22 protein-coding genes are annotated in these 22,489 nt (G+C 68.3%); 10 read left to right on the top strand and 12 right to left on the bottom strand.

The features are described 5' to 3' along the window. Positions 1-193: 193 nt before the first annotated feature. From AC3AP7_RS11625 to AC3AP7_RS11610, 4 genes are all read right to left on the bottom strand, one after another. On the bottom strand, positions 194-1,078 hold the full coding sequence (locus AC3AP7_RS11625; protein WP_475762884.1) for a PhzF family phenazine biosynthesis protein: 885 nt from the start codon (positions 1,076-1,078) through the stop codon (positions 194-196). 275 nt (positions 1,079-1,353) lie between these two features. Continuing rightward, a complete protein-coding gene (locus AC3AP7_RS11620) occupies positions 1,354-1,818 on the bottom strand; it encodes a RidA family protein (RefSeq protein WP_475762886.1) in 465 nt (154 codons plus the stop codon). A gap of 40 nt (positions 1,819-1,858) precedes the next feature. Next, positions 1,859-3,055, bottom strand: a complete 1,197-nt coding sequence (locus AC3AP7_RS11615; protein ID WP_475762888.1) for an aminotransferase-like domain-containing protein — start codon at positions 3,053-3,055, stop codon at positions 1,859-1,861. A gap of 108 nt (positions 3,056-3,163) precedes the next feature. Beyond that, positions 3,164-3,859 (bottom strand): VOC family protein, encoded by a 696-nt coding sequence (locus tag AC3AP7_RS11610; RefSeq protein ID WP_475762890.1) that lies wholly within the window; start codon positions 3,857-3,859, stop codon positions 3,164-3,166. A gap of 220 nt (positions 3,860-4,079) precedes the next feature. Here AC3AP7_RS11610 and AC3AP7_RS11605 point away from each other — a divergent pair, with 220 nt between their 5' ends. The 8 genes from AC3AP7_RS11605 (at position 4,080) to AC3AP7_RS11570 (ending at position 13,593) form a co-directional block, all read left to right on the top strand. Further along, positions 4,080-5,546 (top strand): aminotransferase-like domain-containing protein, encoded by a 1,467-nt coding sequence (locus tag AC3AP7_RS11605; RefSeq protein ID WP_475762892.1) that lies wholly within the window; start codon positions 4,080-4,082, stop codon positions 5,544-5,546. A 458-nt stretch (positions 5,547-6,004) separates the two neighbouring features. Beyond that, positions 6,005-7,903, top strand: a complete 1,899-nt coding sequence (gene htpG, locus AC3AP7_RS11600) for a molecular chaperone HtpG (RefSeq protein ID WP_475762894.1) — start codon at positions 6,005-6,007, stop codon at positions 7,901-7,903. A 225-nt stretch (positions 7,904-8,128) separates the two neighbouring features. Further along, positions 8,129-8,863 (top strand): chorismate--pyruvate lyase family protein, encoded by a 735-nt coding sequence (locus tag AC3AP7_RS11595; protein WP_475762896.1) that lies wholly within the window; start codon positions 8,129-8,131, stop codon positions 8,861-8,863. Further along, positions 8,863-9,339 carry a DNA-deoxyinosine glycosylase gene (locus AC3AP7_RS11590; RefSeq protein WP_475762898.1) on the top strand — a complete coding sequence of 159 codons (477 nt, stop codon included), beginning with the start codon at positions 8,863-8,865 and terminating at the stop codon, positions 9,337-9,339. The genes AC3AP7_RS11595 and AC3AP7_RS11590 overlap by 1 nt, the downstream gene beginning before the upstream one ends. Further along, positions 9,336-10,235, top strand: a complete 900-nt coding sequence (locus AC3AP7_RS11585) for a class I SAM-dependent methyltransferase (RefSeq protein ID WP_475762900.1) — start codon at positions 9,336-9,338, stop codon at positions 10,233-10,235. The genes AC3AP7_RS11590 and AC3AP7_RS11585 overlap by 4 nt, the downstream gene beginning before the upstream one ends. 299 nt (positions 10,236-10,534) lie before the next feature. Continuing rightward, complete coding sequence (locus tag AC3AP7_RS11580; protein ID WP_475762902.1) at positions 10,535-10,774, top strand: DUF3311 domain-containing protein; 240 nt, start codon at positions 10,535-10,537, stop codon at positions 10,772-10,774. Then, positions 10,771-12,321 (top strand): monocarboxylate uptake permease MctP, encoded by a 1,551-nt coding sequence (mctP, locus tag AC3AP7_RS11575; RefSeq protein ID WP_475762904.1) that lies wholly within the window; start codon positions 10,771-10,773, stop codon positions 12,319-12,321. The genes AC3AP7_RS11580 and mctP overlap by 4 nt, the downstream gene beginning before the upstream one ends. Before the next feature lie 132 nt (positions 12,322-12,453). Continuing rightward, positions 12,454-13,593, top strand: a complete 1,140-nt coding sequence (locus tag AC3AP7_RS11570) for an FUSC family protein (RefSeq protein ID WP_475762906.1) — start codon at positions 12,454-12,456, stop codon at positions 13,591-13,593. A gap of 84 nt (positions 13,594-13,677) precedes the next feature. On the opposite strand, the gene AC3AP7_RS11565 is transcribed toward AC3AP7_RS11570, so the two are convergent. The 5 genes from AC3AP7_RS11565 to AC3AP7_RS11545 form a co-directional block, all read right to left on the bottom strand. Continuing rightward, positions 13,678-14,094: a VOC family protein gene (locus AC3AP7_RS11565; protein ID WP_475762908.1), complete on the bottom strand. Its 417-nt coding sequence runs from the start codon at positions 14,092-14,094 to the stop codon at positions 13,678-13,680. A 139-nt stretch (positions 14,095-14,233) separates the two neighbouring features. Beyond that, positions 14,234-15,193: a transaldolase gene (tal, locus tag AC3AP7_RS11560; RefSeq protein WP_475762910.1), complete on the bottom strand. Its 960-nt coding sequence runs from the start codon at positions 15,191-15,193 to the stop codon at positions 14,234-14,236. A gap of 244 nt (positions 15,194-15,437) precedes the next feature. Next, positions 15,438-16,658, bottom strand: coding sequence for a benzoate/H(+) symporter BenE family transporter (locus tag AC3AP7_RS11555; RefSeq protein WP_475762913.1), 1,221 nt, complete (start codon positions 16,656-16,658; stop codon positions 15,438-15,440). A 76-nt stretch (positions 16,659-16,734) separates the two neighbouring features. Beyond that, positions 16,735-17,910, bottom strand: a complete 1,176-nt coding sequence (locus AC3AP7_RS11550) for a vWA domain-containing protein (RefSeq protein WP_475762915.1) — start codon at positions 17,908-17,910, stop codon at positions 16,735-16,737. 46 nt (positions 17,911-17,956) lie between these two features. Then, the gene (locus AC3AP7_RS11545) at positions 17,957-18,799 is read right to left on the bottom strand and encodes an AAA family ATPase (protein ID WP_475762917.1); all 843 of its coding nucleotides are present in this window, start codon (positions 18,797-18,799) and stop codon (positions 17,957-17,959) included. 535 nt (positions 18,800-19,334) lie between these two features. Here AC3AP7_RS11545 and AC3AP7_RS11540 point away from each other — a divergent pair. After that, entirely contained in the window at positions 19,335-19,703 is a 369-nt protein-coding gene (locus AC3AP7_RS11540; protein ID WP_475762919.1) for a c-type cytochrome, read from the top strand. A 60-nt stretch (positions 19,704-19,763) separates the two neighbouring features. After that, entirely contained in the window at positions 19,764-20,147 is a 384-nt protein-coding gene (locus tag AC3AP7_RS11535; RefSeq protein WP_475762922.1) for a c-type cytochrome, read from the top strand. Positions 20,148-20,234: 87 nt separating this feature from the next. Here AC3AP7_RS11535 and AC3AP7_RS11530 read toward each other — a convergent pair whose 3' ends face one another. The 3 genes from AC3AP7_RS11530 to rsxB all read right to left on the bottom strand — a co-directional run bounded on the left by AC3AP7_RS11530 (position 20,235) and on the right by rsxB (position 22,342). Next, positions 20,235-20,669, bottom strand: a complete 435-nt coding sequence (locus AC3AP7_RS11530; RefSeq protein ID WP_475767964.1) for a DUF1841 family protein — start codon at positions 20,667-20,669, stop codon at positions 20,235-20,237. 126 nt (positions 20,670-20,795) lie between these two features. Continuing rightward, positions 20,796-21,440, bottom strand: a complete 645-nt coding sequence (gene nth / locus AC3AP7_RS11525; RefSeq protein ID WP_475762924.1) for an endonuclease III — start codon at positions 21,438-21,440, stop codon at positions 20,796-20,798. After that, a complete protein-coding gene (gene rsxB / locus AC3AP7_RS11520; protein ID WP_475767965.1) occupies positions 21,437-22,342 on the bottom strand; it encodes an electron transport complex subunit RsxB in 906 nt (301 codons plus the stop codon). The genes nth and rsxB overlap by 4 nt, the downstream gene beginning before the upstream one ends. Positions 22,343-22,489: the final 147 nt, after the last annotated feature.

The raw sequence follows: 22,489 nt of genomic DNA, 5'->3' as shown, positions 1-22,489 counted from the left end.
CGGAAGTGGCCGCCGTTCGGGTATACGATCGGCTCCACCGCCCTGTCATGCCGCATGCGTGCCGCCGATGCGCCGGTGGGCGCGACCGACAGGCCGCCGCGGGCGGATGGCGCCCCGCGACGCCCGCAGGGACTCATTTCACCCGTCGATTCCATGCATGCGGCATTGACTGCTGCACGCGCGTACATCCTTTTCAGCGCAGACGAAACGTGCCGTCGACGACCGTGACGCTCGGGCCGCCGATCCAGACCGTATAGGCCGCATCGTCGTACGCGACCGACACCTGACCGGCGCGGCCGAGCGCCGTCCCCTGGCGCACCGTGTAGTGCGCGCCGGGCCGGCGCTGCTGCGCGCTCAACAGGCAGGCGAGCGCCGCATTGGCGCTGCCGGTGACCGGGTCCTCGCCGAGGGCGAACTGGCCGCCGGACATCAGGCAGCGCATCTCGAACGTCGCCGGGCCGCCGGCCGGATGCGGACCGTAGATCGCGAGCCCGTGGGTACCCGCCGACGCGGCCACCTGGGCGAGTGCGGCGAAATCCGCATCAAGCGCGAGACATGCATCGGCGGACTTGACGCGCACGACGAGCCACGGCGCGCCGTTATCGACGGCGCACGGCGCGGCGTCGAAGTCGATCGCGTCGCTGCGCAGCGCGGCGGCGAGCGCCGCATAGTGAGGCGCGTCGAGCGGCGTCATGCGGGCGGGCGGCGCGGCGAACGCCCATGTGCCGTCCGCTTGCGCGCGCAGCGCGACGAGGCCGACTCCGCACTGCTGCACGAGCTGGCCGGGCGTTTTCGGCTGATAACCGCTGTCGATCAGCGCATGCGCGGTGCCGAGCGTCGGATGGCCGGCGAACGGCAATTCGCCGTGTGTCGTGAAGATGCGCACGCGATAGTCCGCGGCCGGGTCGCTAGCTTTCAGGACGAAGGCGGTCTCGGACAGGTTGGTCCAGTGCGCGATGGCCTGCATCTGGGCCGTGTCGAGGCCGTCCGCGTCGAAAATCACGGCGAGCGGGTTGCCCTTGAACGGGACCGTGGAGAATACGTCGACCTGTTTGAAGCGGACAGTGCGGGCGGACATGGGATCGATTTATCCCTATGTGGACAGATCGGCCGATTCTACTGTGTGGCGGGGCTGCCGGCCACTGTACCGACACTATTTTTATTTATTTTTTTATTCTCTTTTTGTGGTCACGGCAATAGGCCGGTCGCCACGCGCGCGCGTACCCGTGCGGGTGTGCGTGCGCGGGCGGCTCGCCGAAAAAAAACGCGCCGCGGGCGCAACGGCACCCGGCGACGCGTGATGGACGCGCTGCCCCGGCGGTTGCGGCGTTTCCGCCGCGGCCGGGAACCGCGTCACTCGACCTCGGCGATCAGCTCGATCTCGACGCATGCGCCGAGCGGAATCTGCGCGACGCCGAATGCCGAGCGCGCATGCTTGCCGCGCTCGCCGAACACCTCGACCATCAGCTCCGATGCGCCGTTCGTGACGAGGTGCTGCTCGGTGAACGCGAGTGTCGAGTTCACGAGACTCATCAGCTTGACGACGCGTTTCACGCGGTTCAGGTCGCCGACGTGCGCATGCAGCGTTGCGAGCAGATCGATGGCGACGCCGCGCGCGGCGGCCTTGCCTTCTTCGGTGCCGAGCGTATCGCCGAGCTTGCCGGCCCAGACCTTGCCGTCCTTTTTGGCGATATGGCCCGACAGATACACCGTGTCGCCGCTTTGCGCGCTCATCACGTAAGCGGCGGCCGGCGCGCCGGCCGCGGGCAGCGCGATGCCGAGCGCCTTGAGCGTGTCATACACATTCACTTGAGACATGACGGGAGTCCTTGTCGAGGGTTCAAAGGGAAACGGGCACTCAGAGATGCGCGCGCACGAGCGCCGCGAGGCGCGCGACGCCTTCTTCGATGCGCGCGGGCGGCACCGTCACGAACGACAGGCGCAGCGTGTTGTGCTGCGCGTCGTTCGCATAGAACGGGCCGCCGGGCACGAACGCGACATTCTGCGCGACGGCCTGTTCGAGCAGCTTCATGCTGTCGATCTGCGGCGGCAGCTTCACCCAGATGAACATGCCGCCTTCCGGCCGGTTCCAGCTCACGCCCTCGGGCATCGCGCGCGCCAGCGCGGCGAGCATCGCGTCGCACTGGTCGCGGTAGAGCGCGCGGATGGTCGGCACGTGCGTGTCGAGAAAGCCGTCCTTGACGACCTCGTGCACGATGCGCTGCGTGAAGCTCGGCGTGTGCAGGTCGGTGGCCTGCTTGGCCTGCACCAGCTTGAAGTGCAGGTCTTCGGGCGCAATGATGTAGCCGACCCGCAGACCGGGCGCGAGCACCTTCGAGAACGAGCCGAGGTGCACGATGTGACCGGGCGCCATCGACAGCATCGTCGGCAGCGGCTCGCCGGCGTAGTCGAGCGCGCCGTAGGGATCGTCCTCGATGATCGGGAAGGGCGCGCGCTGCGCGAGCGCGGCGAGAGCGCGGCGGCGCTCGACCGGCAGACGCCGGCCGGTCGGATTCTGGAAGTTCGGCTGCGCGTACAGCAGCCGTGCGCCGGCGGTGAGCGCGGGCGTGAGGGCGTCCGGGATCAGGCCGCGGTCGTCGGTGGGCACCTGCACGTAGCGCGGCTCGTACATCGAGAACGACTGCAGCGCGCCGAGGTAGGTCGGCGTTTCGACCAGCACCGGGCTGTCCGGGCAGACCAGCACCTTGCCTAGCAGGTCGAGCGCCTGCTGCGAGCCGGTCGTGATCAGCACCTGCGACGCGCGGATCTGCGCGCCATTGACCGAGTGGCGCGCGGCAACCCACTCGCGCAGCGGCAGATAGCCTTCGGTCGCGCTGTACTGCAGCGCGGCGGCGGGTGTGTCGCGCAGGATCCGGTCGGACGCCTCGCGCATGCGTTCGGCCGGGAACGTGGCCGGCGACGGCAGGCCGCCCGCGAACGAAATGACCTCCGGCCGCTCGGTGACTTTCAGGATTTCGCGAATCGCCGAGCTGGTGAGCTTGCGCGCGCGTTCGGAAAGTTGCCACGACGGGGCTTGAAGGTCGCTTTGATCCATGATGTCCTCAACGGGGGGCCGGCTCGGGCCGGCGTCTTCGAAAAACGTCAATTATGCGCGAGTTTGTCGTTCGCGCGCCGTGTACGCCGCCGGCGGGCGGCGCTACCGTCACCGGAGCACACGCAGCCCGGCTGGGGTTTCGATGTCGGCCGCGAGCGCTGGAGCGGCCGCGGCGTCGGAAGCGGTGGACAGCGCGATCAGGTGGGCGGCGCCGAGCCAGCGCAGCGGCTCGGCGAGCGCCTGCGCGCGCGGATGGACGCCGTGCAGCGCCTTCAGCGCAAGGCCCGCGTCGGCCAGGCTGGCCGACGGATGGCGCGGCGTGTCCCACTGGATCAGCGACGGCAGCAGCCCGTCGCCGACGCCTTGCCACGCCGGGAACGCGCCGTCGTCGGGCACCGTGAGGCCCCAGCCGAGCGCGCCGCGCGTCATCGGCACGACCGGCGCGAGACGCTGCGGGTACTGCGCCTGCCAGCGGCGCAGGTCCTTCGGACGCTCGACGCGCGCCACCCAGTGCGCGAGGTACGGGCCGGCGGCGACGCGCGCCTGCGTGTGCGGCGCGTCGAGCGCGAACAGCCGCGGACGGACCGCACCCTCGGCGGGCGGCGGTGCGTCCGGGTCGATGGCGATCACTTCCAGGTATAGCCCGCCCCACAGGTTCAGCAGGCGGTTGTGGGTGCGCATCAGCGGATGCGCGCCGCCGCCCGACGGCGCGACGCCAAGCGTGTCGGCGACGTACGCGCAGCCTTCGTCGAGGGTGCGCGCGGCAATCACGAGATGGTCGAGGCGAAGCGAAGAGACGGTCATGGCTGGGAGCGGGGCAGGACGGTGGATGCGGCGCGGCGCGCGCAAAGAGGCGCTCCGGCGCCGCGCGGGGCCGGCGGCGGCACAGCGCCACGGCGCCACGGCGCGGCAGATCCGGCTGCCGCAGGCGGGCGGCCTGCGACACGCTACGAATGTAGCGTCATCGACCTGCACAGTAACGGTACAATCGGCCACATAGTGCTCGGTACAGTTGAGGCCTCGCATGTCCGTTCCTCCCGATCTGATTCCTGCGCCGCACGATACGGCCGCGCTGACGCTCGTCGACCAGCTCGTGCAGTGGGCGCGGCGGCGTATCGACGAGCGCGTGTTTCGCGCGGGCATGCGCATGCCGTCGATCCGCAAGCTGGCGGTGGACAAGAGCGTGTCGCGCTTCACGGTGGTCGAGGCGTACGAGCGTCTGGTCGCGCAGGGCTATCTCGAGTCGCGCCGCGGCTCCGGCTTCTATGTGCGCGAGCGGCTCGCCGTGCCGCTGCCGGGCGGACGCCGCACCGAGGCGGCGCCCGTGCCGAGCACGATCGACGTGGTCTGGCTGCTGCGCAACATGCTGCATCCGTCGACGCAGCCCGAGCGCGGTCCCGGACTCGGCTACCTGCCGGAGCGCTGGCTCGACGGCGAACTGATCACCGGCGCTTTGCGCACGCTCGGCCGCCAGGCGGGGGCGCACATGCTGCGCCTCGGCACGCCGCAAGGCTTCCTGCCGCTGCGCGTGCAGTTGCAGACACGGCTCGAGGAGCAGGAGATCGGCGCGGCGCCCGAGCAGATCGTGATGTGCTCCGGCGTGACTCAGGCGATCGATCTGATCGCGCGCATCTTCGTGCAGCCGGGCGACGCGGTGATCGTCGGCGATCCGGCGTGGTTTCAGATGTTCGGGCGCTTCGCCTCGCAGGGGGCGCGCCTCGTGGGCATGCCGTACACGCCGCAGGGGCCGGACCTCGACGCGCTCGAGGCGCTCGTGCAGACCTGGCGGCCGAAGATGCTGGTGATCAACTCGGTGCTGCAGAATCCGACCGGGACCTCGCTGACCGCATCGCAGGCGTTTCGCATCCTGCAGCTGGCGCAGACCTACGATTTCATCGTCGTCGAGGACGACATCTACGGCGACCTGTGTCCGCCGGGCTATCCGGCCACGCGGCTCGCGAGCCTCGACCAGTTGCGGCGCGTGATCTATCTGGGCAGTTTTTCGAAGACGCTCGCGCCGAACCTGCGGGTGGGGTTCATCGCGGGGCCGACCGGCGTGGCGAATGCGCTGGCCGACCAGAAGATGCTGGTCGGCATGACGAGTCCGGAGCTGAACGAGCGCGTGCTGTACAAGATCCTCACGGAAGGGCACTACCGGCGTCACGTCGAGCGGCTGCGCGCGCGGCTCGACGGCGTGCGCGACAAGGCCGCGCGGATGCTGGAGCGCACCGGCCTGCGGCTGTTCCAGGCGCCGGGCGCGGGGATGTTCCTGTGGGCCGACACCGGCGTCGATGCGAGCGCGTTCGCGGCCGCCGCGCACGAAGCCGGTTTCCTGCTGACGCCTGGCAGCCTGTTTTCGCCGCAGCAGTCGCCGTCGAGCTGGATGCGCTTTAACGTGGCCAACTGCGGCGATCCGGCGTTGCCGGGGGTGCTCGGCGCTTATCTGGACTCGGTCGCGCGGCGGGTGCGCCTGCCGGAGTGCGCCGACTGATGGAGGTTGCCGGGGCTTGCCCGGTTGGGTCCCGGTTTGCTTGTCACAATGGACACAGGGACGACCGAACCGCGCGACAAGGCCCGGCGATACCTGGGGATACCCGGCGATACCCGGCGATACCCGGCGATACCCGGCGATACCCGGCGATACCCGGCGATACCCGGCGATACCCGGCGATACCCGGCGATACCCGGCGATACCCGGCGGGCATGCCCCCCGGAATCGGGCCGCGCTCCGGCCCGGCCGGCCCGGCCGCTGCGGCTGCGCATCCCTGCCCCAATATTTTCCCTCTTGAATTTCGAGTGGCGGCCCCCATCTCCCCGCTCGACGCGGGCGGCGGCCCCCGGGCTGGCGCCCGCGAGGTCGCACCGCGACCGTCGCGCCGGCCCGACCGGAGGCCGGGCCGCCGACCCGCACCGCGCCGCACATCATTCACGAACGAGGACAGACGGACCATGGCACAAGAAACCATGAGCTTTCAGGCGGAAGTCAAACAGCTTCTGCACCTGATGATCCATTCGCTGTACAGCAACAAGGAGATTTTCCTGCGCGAGCTGATTTCGAACGCATCGGATGCGGCCGACAAGCTGCGCTTCGAGGCGATCGCGAACAACGCGCTGTACGAGAACGATCCGAACCTGCGTATCCGCGTGTCGTACGACAAGGATGCGCGCACGATCACGATCGACGACAACGGCATCGGCATGAGCCGCGACGAGACGATCTCGCACCTCGGCACGATCGCGCGCTCGGGGACGAAGGAGTTCTTCGGCAAGCTGTCGGGCGACCAGCAGAAGGACGCGGCGCTGATCGGCCAGTTCGGCGTGGGCTTCTACTCGGGTTTCATCGTCGCCGACCGGATCACCGTGGAGACGCGCCGCGCCGGGCTGCCGGCCTCCGAGGGCGTGCGCTGGACGAGCGGCGGCGAGGGCGATTTCTCGGTCGAGGCGATCGAGCGCGCGCCGCGCGGCACGCGCATCACGCTGCATCTGCGCGCCGACGAGGACGAACTGCTGTCGTCGCACCGGATCCGCTCGATCATCCAGAAGTATTCGGATCATGTCGCGCTGCCGATCCTGATGAAGAAGGAAGAGTGGGACGCGGAAAAGAGCGAGATGGTCACGAAGGACGAAGACGAGACCGTCAACCAGGCGAGCGCGCTGTGGACCCGCGCGAAGAGCGAAGTCACCGACGAGCAGTATCGCCAGTTCTACCAGCACATCGCGCACGACCATCAGGACCCGCTCACGTGGACGCACAACCGCGTCGAGGGCCGCAGCGAGTACACGCAACTGCTGTACGTGCCGTCGGCCGCGCCGTTCGACCTGTGGAACCGCGATCATCGCGGCGGACTGAAGCTCTATGTGAAGCGCGTGTTCATCATGGACGACGCGGAACAGCTGCTGCCGAACTACCTGCGCTTCGTGAAGGGCGTGGTCGATTCGAGCGATCTGCCGCTGAACGTGTCGCGTGAAATCCTGCAGGAAAGCCGCGACGTGAAGGCAATTCGCGACGGCGTGACCAAGCGCACGCTGTCGATGCTCGAAGAACTGGCGAACGCCGGGGACGAGGCCGGCAAGCAGAAGTACGCGACCTTCTGGCAGGCATTCGGCCAGGTGCTGAAAGAGGGCGTCGGCGAGGACTTCGCGAACCGCGAGCGCATCGCGAAGCTGCTGCGCTTCGCGTCGACGCATCACGACTCGGCCGAGCAGACCGTCGCGCTCGCCGATTACGTCGCGCGGATGAAGCCCGAGCAGTCGAAGATCTATTACGTGACCGCGGACGCCTGGCAGGCCGCGACCCACAGCCCGCATCTCGAAGTGTTCCGCAAGAAGGGCGTCGAGGTGCTGCTGCTCACGGACCGCGTCGACGAGTGGATGCTGTCGTTCCTCAACGAGTTCGACGGCAAGCCGCTGCAAAGCGTCGCGCGCGGCGACCTCGACCTCGGCGCGCTGGACGATCAGGAGAAGGCCGAGCAGGAGAAAGTGGGCGAAGCGCTCAAGCCGCTCGTCGAGAAGATGAAGGAGGCGCTCAAGGACAAGGCGAAGGACGTGCGGCTGACGTTCCGCCTGACCGATTCGCCGTCGTGCCTCGTCGCCGACGACGGCGAAATGAGCGGCTATCTGCAGCGCATGCTGAAGGCCGCCGGCCAGCAGGCGCCGTCGTTCAGGCCGATTCTGGAGGTCAATCCGGAGCATGCGCTCGTCAAGGGCCTGCAGGCTGACGGCGTGCACTTCGACGACTGGTGCCATCTGCTGTTCGATCAGGCGCTGCTTGCCGAAGGCGGCGCGCTGGAAGACCCGGCCAGCTTCGTGAAGCGCACCAACGCGCTGCTGCTGGCACGCGCGGGCTAAGGGCGGGCGGCGCGCGCCGCGCGTCGCGACGTATCGCGGGCCGGACGTATCGCGGCCAGGACGTCTTGCGGACTGCAAGTCTTGCGGGCCGCACGTCGTCCGCACAAAAGGCGCTGCCACGGGCAGCGCTTTTTTTGTGCCTTGTGTTTTGCGCTTTGCGTTTTGCCCTGTGGGTCTGCGATGCCCGGGGCGGCGCTGCGGGCTGTCCCGCTATAATCGCTCCCCATGCTGATCCGTTTCGACGCGGCCGATGCGCACTGGCGCGTCGCGCCCCTGCCTGGTTTCACTGCCTGCCAGAAGGACTGGCTTACGCGCGGCGGTTCGCTGACCGCGCATCTGCGCACGCTTGGCGCGGTCGACGTGCGCGTGACGCGCGAAGCGGTCGCGCCGGCCTGGGCCGACGAGCATGCGGCGCTCGACCTCGCGCCGCGCGCGCCGGTGTGGGTGCGCGAAGTCGTGCTGTCGGTCGACGGCGTGGCGGTGGTGGCCGCGCATAGCATCACGCCGCTCGTCGCGAGCAGCGGCGTCTGGCAGGCCATGCGCCGGCTGCGCAACCGGCCGCTCGCCGAACTGCTGTACAGCGACAGCAGTGTCGCGCGCTCGAGCCTCGTGAGTCGCCGGCTGACCGCGCGGCATCCGCTGTACCGGCTCGCCGCGCAGGCTGCCGGGGGCGTGCCGGCGCATGCGCTCGTCGCGCGCCGCTCGGTGTTCGGGCGTCTCGGCGCGCCGCTGATGGTGACCGAGTGCATGCTGCCGTCGCTGTGGACGCGGCTCGCGCGCGACGGCGAGGGCGCGCACGCGTGGCCGCGTGCGCAGGCGCGCGACCACGCGCGGCCGCTCGACCATACGGCATCGCGCGCGCATGCGGAGCGCCCGCGCGCCGGCGCGTCGCCCGCCGGTCCTCGCGCCACGCGCGCCAGCGTCCCGGACGCGCCGCGCGGCGGCAAGGTGCCGCGCTGATGCTGTGCGGCTTTCCCCCGGTCGTCGCGCGCGACACTCATACGCTGATACTCGGCAGTTTCCCCGGAGTGGCGTCGCTCGCGGCCGCACAATACTATGCGCATCCGCGCAACCAGTTCTGGCGGTTGCTGGGCGCGGTGCTTGATGAACCTTCGCTCCACGACGCGCCCTACGAAGCGCGGCTCACGCGCGTGCTGGCGCACGGCATCGGCATCTGGGACGTCCTCGACGCGTGCCATCGCGAAGGCAGTCTCGACTCAGCGATCCGCCACGCCCAGCCGAACGACTTCGCGTCGTTGCGCGAGCATGCGCCGTCGCTGAAAAAGGTCTGCTTCAATGGCAAGACGGCGGGGCGATTTGCCGGCGTAATCGGCGCCGCGGGCTACGAGACACTTGTGCTGCCTTCGTCGAGCCCGGCCAATGCTATGCTCTCGTTCGATCAAAAATTGCGCCTCTGGCGCGGACTTCTTACATGACCCAACTTATCCGGCGCGCCTCTGCGGAGGCGCGCGCGTTTAGCAGCGACGCCTCTTCGTCCGCCCGTCGACCGAAAACGGCCCGCGCGCGGCGCGACGCACAGGCCGATGACGCCCCCCGGCTCGATACGCCGCGCAAGCCCCGCTTCGCGCCGGTCACGTTCTCCGAAGAAGGCGGCGTGCGGTATCTGCACTTCGGCACCGAGTGGGTGCAGGGTGCGATGCGGCTGCGCAAGCCCGATCAGATCGAGCTCGAATACGCGCAACAGATGATGGCGTGGCTGCTCTTTCTCGAAACGCCGCGGCGCATCGTTCAGCTCGGCCTCGGCGCGGCGGCGCTGACCAAGTTCGCGTACCGCTTCCTGCCGCGCGCGAAAGTCGAGGCGGTCGAGCTGAACCCGGCCGTGCTGGTCGCGGCCCGCACGATGTTCGAACTGCCCCCGGACGACGCGCGCCTCACGGTGCACGAGGCCGACGCGTGGGACTTCGTCAGCGACCGGGCGCAGCACGGGACGATCGGCGCGCTGCAGATCGACGTCTACGACGCGACGGCGCGCGGTCCGGTACTCGACAGCGTGGCGTTCTATCGCGCGGCGCGCGCCTGCCTCGCGCCGGCCGGCATCGCCACGATCAACCTGTTCGGCGATCATCCGAGCTTCGTGCGCAACATGAAGCGTCTCGCCGAGGCGTTCGATGGCCGCGTCGTCGCGCTGCCCGAAGTGCATGACGGCAATCGCGTCGCGCTGGCGTTCTCGGGACCGCCGCTGGCCGTGCCGTATGCCGCGCTCGACGCGCGCGCGAAGCTGATCGAGGCGCAACTCGGTCTGCCCGCGCGCAAGTGGGTCAAGGGCCTGCGGCAGAGCGCGGGCGAGCGCGACGGCCTGTTCTCGATCTAGCGCGCGCGGGAGCCCCGCCCGCCGGCCGACGCCGGTTCCGCGGGCGCGCGGCGGCGGGTCGTCGGCATGCCGTCGACATGTCGCTGGCATGCGCCCGCAGGCCGGCCCGGGCGGCGGGCGCCGCCCGGCGACGCACGCCGTCTTGCCGTGCGGACCGCCTCGGGGTCGCCCCGGCTTGACCGGGCGTTCGCCCCTCCTATACTCTTCTGAAGATTTTCGGGGTACCCGCGGGCTATCCGCAGGCGGGCTCGCCACCCGTCTACCGCGGGGCGCAATGTAATAGAACACAAGGAGACGTCATGGCTCAAAACGCCGACGCGAATAAAGGGAACCGCCACTGGCTCTGGTTGCTGGTATTGCCCTGGATAGCAATGATCTGGGTGCCGTCGTACAACAAGGTCGAACCCACGCTGTTCGATTTTCCGTTTTTCTACTGGTATCAGCTGCTGTGGGTGCTGATCAGCGCCGTGATCACGGCGCTCGTGTACGTGAAAACCAAAAAGCCGTCGGCGGGCCGGCCGCAAGGGGGCGCACAATGAATCCGGTCGCAACCTTCGTCTTTGTCCTGCTGTTCATCGGCGTCACGATCCTCGGCTTCGTCGCGGCGCACTGGCGGCGCGGCGACCTCGCCAGGCTCGACGAGTGGGGCCTCGGCGGCCGGCGCTTCGGCACCGTCGTCACGTGGTTCCTGCTCGGCGGCGACCTGTACACCGCTTACACGTTCGTCGCGGTGCCCGCGCTCGTGTTCGGCGCCGGCGCGACGGGCTTCTTCGCGCTGCCCTATACGATCCTGATCTACCCGTTTGCGTTCGTGGTGTTCCCGAAGCTGTGGAGCGTCGCAAAGCGCCACGGCTATGTGACCTCGGCGGACTTCGTCGGCGCGCGCTATGGCAGCCGCTCGCTGGCGCTTGCGGTGGCGGTGACCGGCATCGTCGCGACGATGCCGTATATCGCGCTGCAGCTGGTCGGTATCGAAGTGGTGATCGGCGCGCTCGGCTTCGACACCACCGGCTTCGTCGGCGACCTGCCGCTCATCATCGCGTTTGCGATTCTTGCCGCGTATACGTACACGTCGGGGCTGCGCGCGCCGGCGATGATCGCGATCGTCAAGGACCTGCTGATCTACGCGACGATCATTGCGGCGATCATCGTGATTCCGCCGCAGCTCGGCGGCTTCGGCCACATCTTCGCGGCGGTGCCGCCCGCCAAGCTGCTGCTGAAGGCGCCCGACGTCGCGAGCCTGAACGGCTACAGCGCGTATGCGACGCTCGCGGTCGGCTCGGCGCTCGCGCTGTTCCTGTATCCGCACTCGGTCACCGCGATCCTGTCGTCGAAGTCGGGCAATACGATCCGCCGCAACATGGCGATGCTGCCGGCCTACTCGCTGGTGCTCGGCCTGCTCGCGCTGCTCGGCTTCATGGCGCTCGCATCCGGCGTGAAGGACATGCCCGAGTTCGTGCCGTACTTCAAGGCATTCGGCCCGAACTTCGCGGTGCCGGCGCTGTTCCTGCATTTCTTCCCGTCGTGGTTCGTCGGCGTCGCGTTCGCGGCGATCGGCATCGGCGCGCTGGTGCCGGCCGCCATCATGTCGATTGCGGCGGCGAACCTGTACACGCGCAACATCCACAAGGAGTTCGTCAATCGCGGGATGACCCACGAGCAGGAGACGAATGTCGCGAAGATGGTGTCGCTGATCGTCAAGGTCGGCGCGGTCGCGTTCATTCTCGGCCTGCCGCTCACCTATGCGATCCAGCTGCAGCTGCTCGGCGGGATCTGGATCATCCAGACGCTGCCGGCGATCGTGCTGGGCCTCTACACGCGCGTGCTCGACCATCGCGGCCTGTTGCTCGGCTGGGCGGCGGGCATCATCACCGGCACGTGGATGGCGATTTCGCTGAAGCTGCACGGCTCGATCTTCGTGCTCCACCTGTTCGGCATGGCGATTCCGGGCTATGCGGCGGTGTGGTCGCTGATCGTGAACCTGGTGGTCGCGATCGTCGTGAGCCTGCTGGCTCGCGCGGTCGGGATGAAGGCCGCGGAAGACCGCACGCATCCGAGCGATTATCTGGACGTGGTCGAAAGCTGAGCGGCTCGCCGCTGTCGCGCATGATCTGATGCAATCCGACGCCCGCAGGAAAAAAACTGCGGGCGTCGTGCTTTTCGGGTGCAGGATATCGGGGGGCGAGATCGCGTCGTCCCCGTCCAGGTGTGCGCGAACATGACCTCTGCCGATTCTCCCCGTATCGTCGTGCGCCGCTCGCTCGCGGGCCGGGTAGTGCGCGCGTTCACGTCGCCGTACTACCGCTATCGCCATGCGAAGGTGTTCCACAGCCTGCGCGTCGGGCTGGCGATGATGGTGTCGATTCTCGCCACCACCGGCATCCACATTCCGCACGGAATCTGGGCGTCGGTGACGCTGCTGGTCGTGATCGGCGGCCTACAGCATCACGGCAACATCCGCAAGAAGGCGACCGAGCGGGCCGCGGGCACGCTGCTCGGCGCATCGATCGGTCTTGTGCTGCTGCTGCAGCAGAGCCTGGTCGGCTCGCTATGGCTCACCTACGTGCTGATGTCGGCGGCCGCCGCCGTCTGCGCGTGGTATGCGATCGGCAAAGGCGGCTATATCGGCCTGCTGACGGCGATCACGATGCTGATCGTCGCGGGCCACGGCGACAACCTGATCGATACGGGCCTCTGGCGCACGCTGAACGTGCTGATCGGCATTGTCATCGCGCTCGCGTTTTCGTTCGCGCTGCCGCTGCACGCGACCTACTCGTGGCGCTATCTGCTCGCGGACAATCTGCGCGGATGCGCGCGTGTCTATACGCGTCTCGTCGGCGGCATGCCGTTTCCTGCCGATGAGCCGCTCAACACCTTCCTCGCGCTGGGCGGGCGGCTCGTGCAGCTGCGCTCGCTGATGCCGTCGGTCGCGAAGGAGATCGACGTGCCGCAGGCGCAGCTCGAAGCGATCCAGCGGCTGCACCGCTCGCTGCTGAGCACGATCGAATTGCTCGCGAGCGGCGGGCTGGGGCACGCCGATGCCGCGGCGCGCGCCGCGTTCGCGCAGCAATGCCGCGGCGATGCGCGCGCGGTGCGCGCGATGCTGCTGGATATGGCGCGCGGCTTGCGCTTTGGCGGCGCGGCGCGGTTTCTCGCGCCGCCGCCCGCCGACGGGAGCGCCCCGCCCGCCGACGAGGGCGCCGCGCTGCCGGCCGCACCGCTGCAAGGCCCGTTCTGGCTCGCGCAGCGTGTGGTCGAGCAGGTCGACGGGCTGCGCGCGCTGCTGCTCGACATCGAACCGAACTGGAACATCGAACGGCACGGGCCGCCGATGGCCGCGGCGAAGCGGCCGCAATAGGCGGCAGCAGGCAGTGGTTGCAGGAACAACGGATGCGCGCACAACGGATGCGCGCACAACAGACGCCGCCCGCCGCCGGCTGCGTCAGACGCCTTCGGCGAGCGTGACCATCCAGCGGATGCCGAAGCGGTCCGTGACCATGCCGAAGCCCTTCGACCAGAACGTCGGCTGCCACGGCATGAACACGTTGCCGCCCTCGGCGAGCGCGTTGAACAGGCGCTCGCCGTCGGCGAGGCTGTCCGCGTGCAGCGACAGGCTAAAGCCGCTGTGCGTGACACCCGGGTTCATGCAGTCGTCCGAGCACATCAGGATCGACGTGCCGATCTGCAGCGACGCGTGGATGATCTGCTCCGCGACTTTCGGGTCGGCGGTGCGTTGCGCTTCAGGCGGCGCGTCCTTGTACTGCATGCGCATCAGCACTTGCGCCCCGAGCTTCTCCGTGTAGAAGCGCAGCGCCTCGTCGCAACGGCCGTCGAAAAACACGTAGGGATGGATCTGCATGAGCGGCTCCCGGTAAAAGCGGTACGCCGGGTTCGCGCGCGGCGGATCCCGCGCGGATGGCACGACGCCCCGGCAGACGATTGTAATCGCCTGGCGGGGCGTGCGCGATGGGCGGCGAGCGCCGCCCGGATGTGTCCGATCAGCCCTGGCGCAGGCCGTCGATCAGCTGTTCCAGCTTCACGGCGTCCGCCGCAAATGCGCGGATGCCTTCGGCGAGCTTCTCGGTGGCCATCGCCTCGTCGTTGACGAGGAAGCGGAACGACGATTCGTCGACCGGCACGCGCTCGATCGCGCCGCCCGCGTCCATCCGCGGCGAAAGCTTGCGCTCGACGTTCGCGGTGCTGTCCTGCAGTTTCTGCAGCAGATCGGGGCTGATCGTCAACAGATCGCAGCCGGCGAGTTCGAGAATCTGGCTGGTCGTGCGGAAGCTCGCGCCCATCACTTCGGTCGGATAGCCGAACTTCTTGTAGTACGCGTAGATGCGGCGCACCGACTGCACGCCCGGATCGTTCGCGCCGCCGTCCCGCGCCTCGTCCCACGCGCTGCCCGCATTCTTCTTGTACCAGTCGTAGATGCGGCCGACGAACGGCGAGATCAGCTGCGCCCCCGCCTCGGCGCAGGCGGCGGCCTGCGCGAGCGAGAACAGCAGCGTCATGTTGCAGCGGATGCCTTCCTTCTGCAGCGTTTCGGCCGCGCGGATGCCTTCCCACGTGGACGCGAGCTTGATCAGCACGCGCTCGCGCGCAATGCCGGCTGCTTCGTACAGCTTGATCAGCTCGCGGCCCTTGTCGATGGACCCCTTGATGTCGAACGACAGGCGCGCATCGACCTCGGTCGACACGCGGCCCGGGATGATCTTGAGGATTTCGGTGCCGAAGGCGATCAGCAGGTGATCGATGATCTCGCCGACCGGCTTCGACGCGTGGTCGCGCACGGTTTTTTCGAGCAGCGGCCGATAGTCGGCTTTCTGCACGGCCTTCAGGATCAGCGACGGATTCGTGGTCGCGTCCTGCGGCTTGTACTGTGCGAGCTGCTGGAAATCGCCGGTATCGGCGACGACGGTCGTGAATTGCTTCAGTTGGTCGAGTGCGGTAGTCATATCAGGCCTTCCTGGCGCACAGGCGCAATGGTCCAGAAGTGGAAGTTGCCGCAACGGCCGGCGCGCGCGATGCGCAGAACCGGCTGCGGCCTTTCGAGCCGCGGCATTCGTCGCCATGTTGCCTCAGAATGCCGCTCGATACCGCTATTTTATGGCGGATCGGGTGATGCGTTTTTGACATCCGCGCGTGCCGCCGCGTTCAGGCACGCGCGTTGCGAAGCGGCCGGGCGGCGCTCCGCCGCGCTCACGCGCGCCGCGCGGTCAGCACGAACTGGGTCAGCACGCCGGCGACGAGGCCCCAGAACGCCGAGCCGATCGACAGCAGCGTGAGTCCGGAAGCGGTCACCATGAACGTGACGAGCGCTGCTTCGCGCTGCCGCGCGTCCTGCATCGCATTCGTGAGACCGCTCATGATCGAGCCGAACAGCGCGAGCGCCGCGACCGAGACGATCAGCGCATTCGGCAGCGACGCGAACAGCGCGGCGATGGTCGCGCCGAACACCCCCGCGATCAGATAGAACACCCCGCACCAGAGCGCGGCCGTATAGCGCTTGTGACGATCCTCGTGCGCTTCCGGGCCGGTGCAGATGGCGGCGGTGATCGCCGCGAGATTGACCCCGTGCGAGCCGAACGGGGCGAGCAGCAGCGACGCAATGCCGGTCGTCGCGATGAGCGGCGAGGACGGCGTCGTGTAGCCGTCCGCGCGCAGCACGGCGATGCCCGGCACGTTCTGCGACGCCATCGCGACGACGAACAGCGGGATGCCGATGCTGACGGTGGCCGCGAGCGAGAACGCCGGCATCGTCAGCACCGGGTGGGCGAGCGCCACGTGAAAGCGGCTGAAGTCGAGCAGCCCGAGACTACCGGCAACGGCGGTGCCCGCCACGAGCGTCGTGACGATCGCATAGCGCGGCGCGACGCGCTTGACGACCAGATAGACGCCGAACATCGCCAGCACGAGCGGCGTCTGGACCTGTGCCGCATGGAAGATCGCGATGCCGATCTCGAACAGGATACCCGCGAGCAGCGCGGCCGCGATGCCGGCCGGGATGCGCCTCATCAGCGCGTCGAACCAGCCGGTCAGGCCGACCGCGGTGAGCAGCAGCGCGCACACCAGATACGCGCCGATTGCCTGCGAATAGGCCACATGCGGCAGCGATGCGATCAGCAGCGCGGCGCCCGGCGTCGACCACGCGATCACGACCGGCGCGCGAAACCGCAGCGACAGGCCGATCGTGCATAGCGCCATGCCGATCGACAGCGCCCAGATCCACGACGAAATCTGCGCGGCCGACAGGTGCGCGGCCTCGCCGGCCTGGAACATCAGCACGAGCGAACTGGTGTAGCCGGTCATCATCGCGACGAAACCGGCGACCAGCGCCGACAGCGACGTATCGGCAAACGGCCGCAAACGCGCGGGGCGGGCAGGGGAGGCGGACAGCTCGGGTGAGGGAATCGGACTCATGCGGCGTGACGGGCGACGATAGACGGGATGGACGGGGTGGACGGGGTGGAGGACCGGTTTCTGCGGCGGCGCGCGCTTACTTGCTCAGCGTGCGCATCGCGGCTTCGAGACCGGCCAGCGTGAGAGGATACATCCGGTGCGCGAGCACTTCGCGGATCACCGAGATCGATTGCCGGTATTCCCATAGCCCTTCGGGCTCGGGGTTCAGCCACGCATGGTGCGGGAAGTGGTCCGCGAGGCGGCGCAGCCAGACCGCGCCCGCTTCCGGGTTGTTGTATTCGACCGACCCGCCGGGCTGCAGCACCTCGTACGGGCTCATCGTCGCATCGCCGACGAAGATCAGCTTGTAGTCGGGCGTGAAGCGGTGCAGCACGTCCCATGTGGGTGTGCGTTCCGCGTGGCGGCGCCGGTTGTGCTTCCACAGGAAGTCGTAGACGCAGTTGTGAAAGTAGTAGAACTCGAGGTGCTTGAACTCGACTTTGGCCGCGGAGAACAGTTCCTCGGTGCGCTTGATGTGGTCGTCCATCGAGCCGCCGACGTCGAGCAGCATCAGCACCTTCACGGTGTTGTGCCGCTCGGGCACCATCTTCAGGTCGAGCCAGCCCGCATTCGCGGCGGTGCTGCGGATCGTGTCCGGCAGGTCGAGCTCCTCGGCCGCACCCTCGCGCGCGAAGCGGCGCAGACGCCGCAGCGCGACTTTCAGATTGCGCGTGCCGATCTCGACCTGGTCGTCGTAGTCGCGGTACGCGCGCGCCTCCCAGACCTTCACGCCCGTGCGATGACCCGCCGACTCGCCGCCGATGCGCATGCCCTCCGGGTTGTAGCCGCCGTTGCCGAACGGCGAGGTGCCGCCGGTGCCGATCCACTTGTTGCCGCCTTCGTGGCGCGCCTTCTGTTCGTCGAACAGTTCCTTCAGGCGCGCCATCAGCTTGTCGAGGCCGCCGAGCGCCTCGATCTGCGCCTTTTCTTCCGGCGTGAATTCGCGCCCGAGTTTTCTCTTCAGCCAGTCGGGGGGCACGTCGGGGATCGCGTCGGCCGCGTGCGCGATGCCGTTGAAGTACGCGCCGAACGCCTGGTCGAAGCGGTCGAAGTATTGCTCGTCCTTCACCAGCGTGAGGCGGGCGAGATAGTAGAACGCGTCGAGCGACGGCGGGATCACCTGCGCCTTCAGCGCTTCGAGCAGCGTCAGGTACTCCTTGACCGACACCGGCAGCTTTGCCGCGCGCAACGCGTAAAAGAAGTCGATCAGCATGCCCAGTCCTCTCGCGCGGCCGCGCCGCGGCCGGTTCGGCGCGACATCAGCGGTGGTTGCGGTTCATGAAGATGAGCCGCTCGAACAGGCTCACGTCCTGCTCGTTTTTCAGCAGCGCGCCGTGCAGCGGCGGCACGATCTGCCGCTCGTCCTGCGAGCGCAGCGCCTCGGGCGGAATCTCTTCGGCGAGCAGCAGCTTGAGCCAGTCGAGCAGTTCGCTCGTCGACGGCTTCTTCTTGAGCCCGGACACGTTGCGCAGCTCGAAGAAGCTCGCGAGCGCCGCGCTCAGCAGTTCGCGCCGGATGCCCGGATAGTGCACCTCGACGATGCGCTGCATCGTCTCCGGATCGGGGAAGCGGATGTAGTGGAAAAAGCAGCGCCGCAGGAACGCATCCGGCAACTCCTTCTCGTTGTTCGACGTGATGATGACGAGCGGCCGGTGCCGCGCGCGCACGAGTTCGCGCGTCTCGTACACGTGGAACTCCATGCGGTCGAGCTCGCGCAGCAGATCGTTCGGAAATTCGATGTCGGCCTTGTCGATCTCGTCGATCAGCAGCACGGTGGGCTCTTCCGCGTCGAAGGCCTGCCACAGCACGCCCTTCACGATGTAGTTGCGGATGTCCTGTACGCGCGCATCGCCGAGCTGCGAGTCGCGCAGCCGCGACACGGCGTCATATTCGTAGAGGCCCTGTTGCGCTTTCGTGGTGGACTTGATGTGCCACTGCAGCAACGGCATGCCGAGCGCCGCGGCGACCTCCTCGGCCAGCATGGTCTTGCCGGTGCCCGGTTCGCCCTTGATCAGCAGCGGACGCTGCAGCGTCATGGCGGCATTGACCGCGAGTTTCAGGTCGTCGGTGGCGACGTAGTGCTGTGAGCCTTCGAAACGCATGACGAGCGCTCTTTTGAGAGAAAAATTCCAGTATAAGTCAGAAGCCCTGTCGGGCCGAATCCGGCTGGCGCGGGGCGCGCGCGGCATCGGGTGCCGGGACCGTGCCGATCACGCTGGCTGCACGCGTGCACGGCGAGCCGGGCGCGCGGCGAGGGGGGAGCGGCGGACATATCGGCGGCCTCGGCGACGGGCGTGCGGCCGGGGCAAGCGCAAATGGCCGGGGGCGGTGTTGAATGGTGCTGAAGTGCGCTGAAGGGTGTGGACCGGCGCGGACGCCGGGCAATGCGTCGCGCATGGCGGACGCGTGGCCGTCCCGTGGCGCCGTGGCGCCGCGGCCGTTCGCGCAGGTGTGCCAGCGCGCGCTCGTGCCTGCGTCGACGCCGTAAACACGGGCTTGCCCTCGGTGGACGCCCCGCGCGGCGTCGCGTTACAATCAGGTCGAATTTTTTCAGACTGTGTGGCGAGCCTAGAAGAACAAGATGGAGTAGACCGTCGCGTCGGCGGGTGCGTTTCCCCTCAAGCCAGGTGACATGCTATGAATAAATTCGTCGGCAAGTACGCGGTAATCGCAGCGCTGTCGGTGTGGGCGGGCTACGCGGTCTGTGCGCAGGCGGCCGACGTCGTCGGCAATCCCATCGCGGGGCGCGGGAAGGTCGCCACGTGTATCGGCTGTCACGGCATCGACGATTACCGTACCGCCTACCCGGAGGTCTACCGGGTACCGATGCTCGGCGGCCAGAACCAGGCCTACCTCGAAAACGCGCTGCGCGAGTATAAGAAGGGCGACCGTCACTTCCAGACCATGCACGCCATCGCCGCGTCGCTCTCCGATCAGGACATTGCCGACATCGCGGCGTATTACGCGGCGCAGACAGCTTCTTCGCCGGACAATCCCGACAAATAACCGGCTCGCGCCGACCCATCCAGCCGACCGGCCGATCACATTCGCGGGTGAGGAGAATTCATGAAGAAGCCCCAGCAGGCACGCTACCCGGTATTCCGGACTGTTTGCGCCACCGCGGCCCTGTTCGGCCTCGCGGTCTCGCATGTGGGGTATGCGGCCGACATCTCCAACGGGAAGGCCCTCGTCGAGAGCCACAATTGCGCCGCCTGTCACGGCGCGAACCTGAACAATCCGGTGAGCCCGGAGTATCCGCGGCTTGCCGGCCAGCATGCCGATTACCTCTACTGGGCGCTGCGCCAGTATCAGATGGGCACGGGCAACCCGAACTTCGGCCGCAGCAACCCGATCATGCAGGCGCAGGTGCAGACGCTGTCGCAAAGCGACATGAAGGACATTGCCGCCTACATCGAGTCGCTGCCGGGTTCGCTGGTGCAGAAAAAGTAGGTCCGCCAGCGCCGGCTTGCCCGGCTGTCCGGCTGCTGCACGACACCCCGCTGCGGCGGGGTGTCGTGCGTCTGGGGGCGGCGTGCTTCAGTTGCGCGATGCGCGGCGTTCGATGCGCTGCAGGTATGCGTCGGTGTCCGGCGGGGTGCCGGTGCGCTGGGCCTCCCAGAGCGTCTCGCCCAGGCATTCCATGATCGCATGATGCGCGTCGTGCGATGAACCGAGGCGCGCGGCGAGCCGCTCGTGCGCGGCGCGAATGCCGGGCGGCTGGTCGATCGACAGTTGCTCGCTGATCGCAAGATGCATCGACAGATGCAGGAACGGATTGCTCTGGCCGCGCTCGGGCGAGTACTCCTGCGCGGGGGCGCCTTCGGTATCGGCGAGCGCCGCGTGATACTCGGGATGCGCGGCGATCCAGTCCGCGGCGATGGCTTCGAGCGGCGTGAGCACGCCGCCTTCGCGCTGCTTGCGCCAGGTATCGGTGAAAAAGCGTCGGACTTCGTCGCGGCTGGGATTGAACATCGTGAGGCGATACGTGTAAAGCGGGAGTGAGCGCAGCGCGGAGGCGTGCCGCGCGATGCCCGCGCGGCACATGGACGAGCGGGTCATTGTACGCCGCGTGCGCCGGTCATGCCGGCCGCGCGACGCTCAGTCGTTCGGCGGGGGCGTCTTCGGCCGGAATTCGCACAGCGGTTCGATCGCGCAATGCCAGCATTCGGGCCGCCGCGCCTTGCACACGTAGCGGCCGTGCAGGATCAGCCAGTGATGCGCGTCGTGCCGGAATTCGGCCGGCGTGAATTTTTCGAGCGCGGTTTCGACCGCGCGCACGTCCTTGCCGGGCGCGAGTCCGGTACGGTTCGCAACCCGAAAGATATGCGTGTCGACCGCGATGGTCGGCATGCCGAACGCGGTGTTCAGCACCACGTTCGCGGTCTTGCGCCCGACCCCGGGCAGGCTTTCGAGCGCCTCGCGCTCGGCCGGCACCTCGCCGCGATACTGTTCGAGCAGTATCCGGCTGGTCGCGACGACGTTTTTCGCCTTGGTCCGGTAAAGCCCGATCGTCCTGATGAAGTCCGCCACACGTTCTTCGCCGAGTGCGACGATCTGCTGCGGCGTGTTCGCGACCGGGAACATCTTGCGCATTGCCTTGTTGACCGAAACGTCGGTGGCCTGCGCGGACAGCATGACCGCGATCAGCAGTTCGAACGGTGTCGTGTACTCCAGTTCGGTGGTCGGATGCGGATTCAGGCTTTGCAGCGTTTCGAAGATCGCGCGGCGTTTGGTGGCGTTCATGACGAGCGGGGACGGGGGTGGGGGCTCGGCGCGTCGCCGTCGGCAGCCGGTGCCGCCTCGTCGTCCGCCGGGATGCCGAGCCGCCGGCGGCGCGCGTCGGCGGCGTCGATTTGCGCCTGTACGTGCGGGTCCGGCCGCTCGACGTTTTGCGGCCGGGTGCCCTGGGCGGCCATCTGTTCCTTCTTCTGGCGCGCGCGTTCGAGCGCGGCCTGGATGATCGCGCGCTTCTTTGCGTCGGCGTCGGCGTCGCCCGTGGCCGGCGTCGCGGCGGCGGCCGACGGCGCCGCCGACGCGAGGGCGCCGGCCGCGGCGTCGGGGGCCGCGGGGTGGCCGGCTGCCGCATGGCTTGCGGCGCGGCGCGCCGCCGCGCGCGCCTCGGCGGCGTCGCGCTCGCGGGCGAGCCGCGCGGTGCGCTGGTCGTGGCGCGCGCGGGCGGCGTCGGCCTGCGCCTGCGACCACGCGCGCCAGCCGGTCGCGTCGCCGGTGACTGGCACCATCGCGATGCAGTCGACCGGGCAGGGCGCGACGCACAGGTCGCAGCCCGTGCACAGCGCTTCGAGCACCGTGTGCATCTGTTTCGGTGCGCCAACGATCGCATCGACCGGGCAGGCCTGAATGCACAGCGTACAGCCGATGCACAGGCTTTCGTCGATGACGGCAAGCGGGCGTGGACGCTCGACGCCATGGGTGGTGTCGAGCGGGATCACCGGTTTGCCGAGCAGCGCGGCGAGCCGGGCGATGCCTTCGGCGCCCCCCGGCGGGCACTGGTTGTAGTTCGCTGTGCCAGGCGCCACCGCCTCGGCATAGGGCCGGCATGCGGGGTAGCCGCATTTCGTGCACTGGGTCTGGGGCAGCAGATCTTCGATACGGTCTGCGAGTGTTTTCGAATCGGTCACGGTCACGACGGTGAGGCTTGCCGGCGCGCCGCCGCGGCGCGGCGACAGGCTCGCGCGCCGGTGCCGGGTGGCGGGCGCGCGCGGCATCGGAGAAAGAGCGCATTATCGCCGATTTCCCCGATTGCCATTGGCAAACCATATGCCATAATCAAA

Source organism: Paraburkholderia sp. PAMB 6770 (genome assembly GCF_057748135.1).
Note: the sequence above shows the minus strand (reverse complement) of the source record. Positions and strands in the feature narration are given on the sequence as shown.